This is a genomic window from Petrocella sp. (assembly GCF_059865615.1).
Window position 1 is genome coordinate 1 of sequence record NZ_JCBCDA010000055.1, and the last position, 7,154, is coordinate 7,154.

Below are 7,154 nucleotides of genomic sequence, written 5' to 3' on the forward strand. Positions count from 1 at the left end.
ATAAGATATCTCATCCAGAAATGGAGTAAGACCCCTGGAAGACTAGCAGGTTGATAGGTTAGGGGTGTAAGCACGGTAACGTGTTCAGCTGACTAATACTAATAGGTCGAGGGCTTGAACTAAGAAAGTGATTATAAAGATATGAGCTTAAGATTAAAATATGTGCATGTAAGAAACGATGTAAACAATCTCTTATGCGGTTTTCAGTGTTTGTAAATGAATACTGAAAAGTAAAGTAGTGACAAATTATGGCCCAGTGGCTCAGTTCAAGGAGTGAAGCGAAGCGCACATGATAGGACCAAGGTAGCTTACTGGGGAAAAAGAATAATGTAAAGTAGTGACAAATTATGGCCCAGTGGCTCAGTTGGTTAGAGCGCCGCCCTGTCACGGCGGAGGTCGAGGGTTCGAGTCCCTTCTGGGTCGTCATCAATTTAATTATGTAAATATCCCAGGGCGCATAGCTCAGCTGGGAGAGCACCTGCCTTACAAGCAGGGGGTCACAGGTTCGAGCCCTGTTGCGCCCATTCGATATACAAATTCATAGCACATAAATATTAGAGAATAATATCGATGTGTATTTTTTGAGTTTAGAAACAACCTTTTGCCGACGTGGCTCAATTGGCAGAGCAGCTGACTTGTAATCAGCAGGTTACCGGTTCGAGTCCGGTCGTCGGCTTTTAACAATTTAATAATCATTTGGAGGGGTTCCCGAGTGGCCAAAGGGGGCAGACTGTAAATATGTTGCGATAGCTTCGAAGGTTCGAATCCTTCTCCCTCCATTCAAACAATAAAGACAGTCCTCTTTATAAAAATTATAGGTCTGATCGGTTTGTTTGTTCCATATAGTTGGTTCATCGAATCAACAACGACGCGGAGTGGAGCAGTCTGGAAGCTCGTCGGGCTCATAACCCGAAGGTCAGAGGTTCAAATCCTCTCTCCGCAATTGGTAACATTGTATCAAATGCATCAGCCCAGATAGCTCAGTCGGTAGAGCAGAGGACTGAAAATCCTCGTGTCGCTGGTTCGATTCCGGCTCTGGGCATTCAACTTTAACTTCATAACTTATAAGGGTCACTAGCTCAGCTGGTAGAGCACTGGACTTTTAATCCAGTTGTCTCGGGTTCGAACCCCGGGTGACTCATTCTAGATTATCTATTGTATAGGTAATTTTTTTTTATATTCTAATAGGTTTTATATGCAGTTAGCATAAATAATGAATGATTATTTCCAAGCTGAGAATTGTTGATGAATTACAGAGCATAACTTACTAGTGTGGATAACTACTGACGGTAACTACATTCTATTGTATAATGTTATTATTAAGACTCGGGAGGTAAAGATGAAGAATAGGTATGGAATAATAAGCATGGTTGTGCTGACGATAGCTTTAATAATAGGTATATTTACCATAACAACGTTTTCAATGATGTATGGTGCTTTATATGTTCTTCTATTATTTCTTTCTGGATATGTGGTATTAATGCGCTATTGTAGAAAATGTCCCCACAGTATGAATGGTTCTTGTCATCATAAGATACCAGGTCAATTAGCAAAAAAATTGCCTTATAAAAAAACAGGAAAATATACTTTTTATGAATACGTATCTACAATTGGTTCCATGTTGATGGTTTTTGTATTGCCTCTTACCAGTATGGATGGTAGATATTACTTGCTTATACCCTACTTAATTATATGGGGCACAGTGATTTTAATGATCAAAACTAAAGTCTGTAAATTCTGTTATAATCGTTGGTGTCTATTCTGTCCTAATAAGGTTAAAATGTAGATTATTATAACAAAAGACATGAGGTGGAGCTATGTTGGATCCAGTACTTAAAAAACTAAAAAAAAGTTTAAAACATACGGATATCCTTATTGGTAAGGAAGATAAGTACCTAAATGCTGCAGTACTAATTCCTCTAATTGATATGAAGGATGAAATTCATGTCCTCTACCAAGTAAGAAGTGAGCATATTCGACAAGGTGGTGAGATTGGTTTTCCGGGCGGCGGTCAAGAGAATGTTGATAAAGGCGACTATGAAAGAACAGCGGTTAGAGAGACCTCAGAGGAACTGGGTATTGAAGAGAGTAAGATAGAGGTAATTGGCCATCTAGGTACTTTGGTTGCTCACTCAGATGTGACTATAGATGTGTTTGTAGGTGTTCTAAAGATTGATGATTTACAAGTACTAGATCTTAACGAAGAGGTTGCCTCGGTATTTACAGTTCCACTTGAAATACTACTTAATATGAAAACCGAAATTAATTATATCGATATGGAGGTTAGGCCATCCTTTATCGTTGAAGAAGGTGACGAAGTGATAGCTCTTACCTCAAAATCATTAGGCTTGCCGGATAAATACGATAAACCTTGGATGAAGCATAAGCGTAAAGTATATTTTTATAGATATAATCATCATATCATTTGGGGTATGACTGGAGAGATAACTAAGGTCTTTTTAGATTTATTCAAAGATTAAAGCGTGGCTATATTACTAAGAATAGATCCTTGAACTAAGTGTGAGTTTTTAAGCATCATTTTGAAACTTAAATGATGTTATAAATCAGAAAAAGATTGCCTAAGAGCAATCTTTTTCTGATTCTGGTAAAATAGTTTTATAATAATGTAGCTTTAAAGGCTTGATCCAGGTCATAGATTAGATCATCAACATCTTCGATACCTATTGAAAGTCTTATGGTGTCTTTCGTGATACCTGCTGCAATCTGATCTTCATCACTTAATTGTTGATGGGTTGTCGTACTTGGATGAATAACCAAAGACTTGGCATCAGCTACATTGGCCAAATGGGAAAATAATTCAAGAGCATTGATGAATTTCTCTGCTGCAACTTCATCGCCTTTAATGCCAAAAGTGAAAATACTTCCGGATCCTTTTGGTAAATATTTTTGAGCAAGTTCATGATAAGGGTCATCTTTTAATGAAGGATAGTGTACCCAGTTTACAAGTTCATGGTTATTTAAATATTCTGCAATTTTCTTAGCATTAGATACATGACGTTCTACTCTTAGGGAAAGAGTTTCTAGCCCTTGTAAGAATAGGAATGAGTTAAATGGACTAATAGCGGCACCCGTATCACGTAATAAAGTTACTCTAGCCTTAATGATGTACGCAAGGTTTCCGAGAGCTTCAGAGTATACAATACCGTGGTAGCTTGGATCAGGCTCTGTAAAGCTTTTAAATCGCCCACTAGCGGCCCAATCAAAATTACCGGCATCTACAATGACACCTCCGATAGAAGTACCATGCCCACCTATGAACTTTGTAGCTGAATGTACAACAATATCAGCACCAAATTCTATGGGTCTATTTAAATAAGGTGTGGCAAAAGTATTGTCAACGATGAGAGGTAAACCGTTCTTGTGAGCGAGATTGGCCACTGCTTCAATATCTATAATATTGGTCAATGGATTACCGATGGTTTCAATATAGATGGCTTTAGTATTATCATTAATTTTTTCAGCAAAGTTTTCAATTCGATCAGGATTGACTAAATGGGTTTTGATGCCAAACTTTGGTAATGTATTTTTTAGTAAGTTATGGGTACCACCATATAGAGAATTGGCTGCTACGATTTCATCACCAGCAGATGCGATATTTTGAATGGCATAGGTAATGGCTGCAGATCCGGAAGCAACAGCAAGAGCAGCCACACCACCTTCAAGGGCGGCAATACGTTTCTCAAAAACATCGGTAGTTGGATTCATAATACGTGTGTAAATATTGCCGGGCTCACTTAAGTTAAAAAGATTTTTTCCATGTTCAAAATCTCTAAAACTATAAGCACTTGTTTGGTAGATGGGTACCGCTCGTGAGCCGGTTGCAGAATCAGGCTCCTGACCGGCATGTAATTGTAAAGTATCAAATCCGTAAGTATGTTTGCTATTGCTCATCATATCACTCCTTTGTGTATGGGTTATATAGTTACGTATCAGACAATCATAGAATTTAGGTATAAAAAAACTATTCCTGTTAAGAAATAGAAGCGTATCATTCCAGAATGCGTCTTATTTCTCAGCTTATGCTGTAGGAATTAGCACCATACAACTGCTTGCTGGTTGCCGGGTTTCACAGGGCCTATTCCCTCCACCACTCTTAATAAGATGTTTTAAAATTATATGACTGGATAAGGTGCCAAAACTATATAGTTGAAACTTAATTTTGGCCCTTTAACCCTAACATTAAAGTTCAACTAAATAATAATGAAACTTTAATCATTGATAAATAATATCAATCAGCTAATTTTTCTAATCATAGCATGAGAGGAAACCGGTGTCAATACAAGTCATTAAAAACTAGAATAAGTCATAGTAAAAGGAATTATATAAATCATTTATTAATCACTATATACAACAGTAATAGTTCAGTTTAAAAAAAATTAACATTAAAGATTATGATGGTAAAGGTGATAGGTATTGCAAAATAAGCTTTATAAAGCTTATTTTTTATAGATTCATAAGTATATATGCAAGTTTTTTATTGGAAAAAATCATTATCTTGAAAAAAGTATTGACAGATGTTTTAAAGCATACTATAATAGTTCCATATTCATTAATTGACATTGCAATGGTGCACATCAATTAATAACGTGAACAAAGTGGTTCACATACTTCTAAATTGAAGTATGTGGGCCTTTTTTTATTCTCTAGGAAAGTCATACTCTAGCATTCGGCTTTAAAACATAGCTGAATGCGCCAAGGTCCTTTCCTTTCGAACCGTTCTGAAATATGAGAAGAGCTCATAACGAAGCGTAGCTTCTTTTCTTGTTTCCCCAGATTCAAAAATATGATGGCCATCATTTTTTTTATATGACACTTACACAACCCATTAAGCAATTCACAAGATGATAGAAGAAAAAAGTATCTATTCGATGTTAAAAGTAAGTATTATTACAAATTAAGTTTTTAAGAGGAGGATTACTATGGACAAGATTACAAAAATCGATATTATTACAAGACCAAGCAAAGTTGAAGCTTTAAAAGTTGCTTTAAATGAAATCGGGATTACAGGTATGACATTTTCACATGTATTGGGTTGTGGCTTACAAAAAGGTAAAACAGAATATTATAGAGGAACAGAATATGAGATTGACTTATTACCAAAATCAAGAATTGAAGTTGTTGTATCTGAGGTACCGGTAGAAAAAGTCGTTGAAGTAGCTAAGGAAGTACTTAGAACTGGAGAGATTGGTGACGGAAAAATATTTATTTATCCGGTAGAAAATGTGATTAAGGTAAGGACAGGCGAAGAAGGCGTTAAAGCTTTATAAGCGGTTCACAAGGGTAGGACGAAGCAAACATGTAACTAAATGGGATTGGGATTGCATTCTAGACAATAAAGAATAGTGAATGCAACATAAAAGATAATGTTGAAGGAGTGAAGAATAATGGAAGATATAAAATTAGTTTTAGATACGATATGGGTGTTAATTGCAGCAGCGTTGGTGTTTTTTATGCAAGCGGGATTTGCAATGGTAGAAACTGGCTTTACCAGATCAAAAAATGCAGGTAATATCATTATGAAGAACCTTATGGACTTTTCTGTTGGATCGGTTATGTTTTGGCTCGTAGGCTATAGTATTATGTATGGTGTAAGTAATTTTGGTTTATTTGGTTGGTCAGGCTTTGTTTTTTATGATGACTATACATCTTTAATATTTCAAACTGTTTTTTGTGCTACAGCAGCGACTATTGTATCAGGTGCCATGGCTGAACGTACAAAATTCATTTCTTACTTGGTATATAGTTTCTTTATTTCAGTTGTTATTTACCCAGTATCAGGTCATTGGATCTGGGGTGGTGGTTGGTTATCCACCTTATCTATAGGTGGTGCAGAAGGTTTTATAGATTTTGCAGGTTCAACAGCAGTACATTCTGTCGGTGGTTGGACAGCCCTAGTTGGTGCGGCAATATTAGGTCCTAGAATTGGGAAATATTCGAAATCCGGTAAATCTAATGCGATTCCCGGTCACTCATTAACACTTGGTGCACTAGGTGTATTTATACTTTGGTTTGGTTGGTTTGGGTTTAATCCCGGATCACAGCTGGCAGCTTCTTCTGCTGAGGACGCTATCGCTATCGGTCAAATCTTTGTTACCACGAACTTGGCAGCAGCAGCGGCAGCAATTGTTGCCATGCTTGTAACTTGGATTCGTTACAAAAAACCGGACGTATCTATGTCACTTAATGGGGCATTAGCAGGCCTTGTAGCGATTACCGCAGGTTGTGCAGCGGTTTCTCCAATGGGCGCATTCTTCATAGGGATTATTGCAGGTATTGTAATTGTCTTTGCAGTAGAGTTTATAGACAAAGTACTTAAGGTAGACGACCCGGTTGGTGCTGTGAGTGTTCATGGTATCACAGGGGCAGTTGGTACATTACTAGTAGGAGTATTTGCTACTGATGGTGGTTTACTTTATGGTGGAGGCTTTGGTCAATTAGCGATTCAAGCAGTCGGTGTTGTTGCCGTTGCTGCATGGGTTTTTCCAACGGCTTTCGTTGTCTTCAAGATTGTAGACAAGTTAATTGGATTAAGAGTTAGTGCATCAGAAGAACAAAATGGACTTGATATTGAAGAACATGGTATTGATAGTTATGCAGACTTCGAAATCAAAGGTGTTACAGTTCATCATGGCGCATAGGAGCGTTTTTTAATTATTATAGGTATGAGCTGCAATAGCAGATTATATAGTATTATTCCTCATCCTAAAAATCTTTAAGCAAAAAACTATGTCATTTGACATAGTTTTTTGTTGGCTTGTTTTTTATTGAAAAATTCCGTACAATAGATATAGTTACAAAGAATGAAAAGAGGGTAAGCAAATGAAAAAAAATCTCTATGATCATCTTAAAAGTTATAACCATAAAATATATCCCATGCACATGCCCGGTCATAAAGGGGGAAGATATCGTTTGGTTAAGGATGCCTACACCATAGATGTAACAGAGGTACCGGGCACAGACCATCTTTATCAAGCCAGTGGCATTTTAAAAGAAAGTATGGATTATATTTCTAAACTGTATGGGACCAAAAGAACGATTTTTCTGGTTAATGGAAGTACTATGGGTATTTTAAGTGCTATTGGGGGTATTCATGAAGCAGAAGATACTGTTTTGGTTGCTAGGAATTGTCATCA

3 protein-coding genes, 7 tRNA genes, 1 rRNA gene, 3 pseudogenes and 1 riboswitch are annotated in these 7,154 nt (G+C 37.0%); of the genes and pseudogenes, 13 read left to right on the forward strand and 1 reads right to left on the reverse strand.

The window, feature by feature from the left end:
• The 10 genes from AC6F8J_RS06495 to AC6F8J_RS06540 all read left to right on the forward strand — a co-directional run.
• Positions 1 to 122: ribosomal RNA gene (locus tag AC6F8J_RS06495) — 23S ribosomal RNA — on the forward strand; the annotation flags it as partial.
• A gap of 227 nt (positions 123 to 349) precedes the next feature.
• Positions 350 to 423, forward strand: a tRNA-Asp gene (locus tag AC6F8J_RS06500).
• Between the two features lie 28 nt (positions 424 to 451).
• Positions 452 to 524 (forward strand) — tRNA-Val (locus AC6F8J_RS06505).
• A 79-nt stretch (positions 525 to 603) separates the two neighbouring features.
• Positions 604 to 676 (forward strand) — tRNA-Thr (locus AC6F8J_RS06510).
• A gap of 22 nt (positions 677 to 698) precedes the next feature.
• Positions 699 to 779 (forward strand) — tRNA-Tyr (locus tag AC6F8J_RS06515).
• A gap of 90 nt (positions 780 to 869) precedes the next feature.
• Positions 870 to 943, forward strand: a tRNA-Met gene (locus tag AC6F8J_RS06520).
• A gap of 26 nt (positions 944 to 969) precedes the next feature.
• Positions 970 to 1,042 (forward strand) — tRNA-Phe (locus AC6F8J_RS06525).
• A 26-nt stretch (positions 1,043 to 1,068) separates the two neighbouring features.
• Positions 1,069 to 1,141: transfer RNA gene (locus tag AC6F8J_RS06530), tRNA-Lys, on the forward strand.
• A 198-nt stretch (positions 1,142 to 1,339) separates the two neighbouring features.
• Positions 1,340 to 1,786: a hypothetical protein gene (locus tag AC6F8J_RS06535; RefSeq protein ID WP_500721930.1), complete on the forward strand. Its 447-nt coding sequence runs from the start codon at positions 1,340 to 1,342 to the stop codon at positions 1,784 to 1,786.
• Between the two features lie 31 nt (positions 1,787 to 1,817).
• The gene (locus AC6F8J_RS06540; RefSeq protein WP_500721931.1) at positions 1,818 to 2,480 is read left to right on the forward strand and encodes an NUDIX domain-containing protein; all 663 of its coding nucleotides are present in this window, start codon (positions 1,818 to 1,820) and stop codon (positions 2,478 to 2,480) included.
• 136 nt (positions 2,481 to 2,616) lie between these two features.
• On the opposite strand, the gene AC6F8J_RS06545 is transcribed toward AC6F8J_RS06540, so the two are convergent.
• A complete protein-coding gene (locus AC6F8J_RS06545; protein ID WP_500721932.1) occupies positions 2,617 to 3,912 on the reverse strand; it encodes an aminotransferase class V-fold PLP-dependent enzyme in 1,296 nt (431 codons plus the stop codon).
• A gap of 111 nt (positions 3,913 to 4,023) precedes the next feature.
• A riboswitch (SAM riboswitch) is annotated at positions 4,024 to 4,124 on the reverse strand.
• An 822-nt stretch (positions 4,125 to 4,946) separates the two neighbouring features.
• Between AC6F8J_RS06545 and AC6F8J_RS06550 the strand changes: the two are divergent.
• From AC6F8J_RS06550 to AC6F8J_RS06560, 3 pseudogenes are all read left to right on the forward strand, one after another.
• A pseudogene (locus AC6F8J_RS06550) lies at positions 4,947 to 5,288 on the forward strand (P-II family nitrogen regulator); the annotation flags it as partial.
• Positions 5,289 to 5,405: 117 nt separating this feature from the next.
• Positions 5,406 to 6,623: pseudogene (locus tag AC6F8J_RS06555) on the forward strand (ammonium transporter); the annotation flags it as partial.
• Between the two features lie 217 nt (positions 6,624 to 6,840).
• Positions 6,841 to 7,154, forward strand: a pseudogene (locus tag AC6F8J_RS06560) (aminotransferase class I/II-fold pyridoxal phosphate-dependent enzyme); the annotation flags it as partial.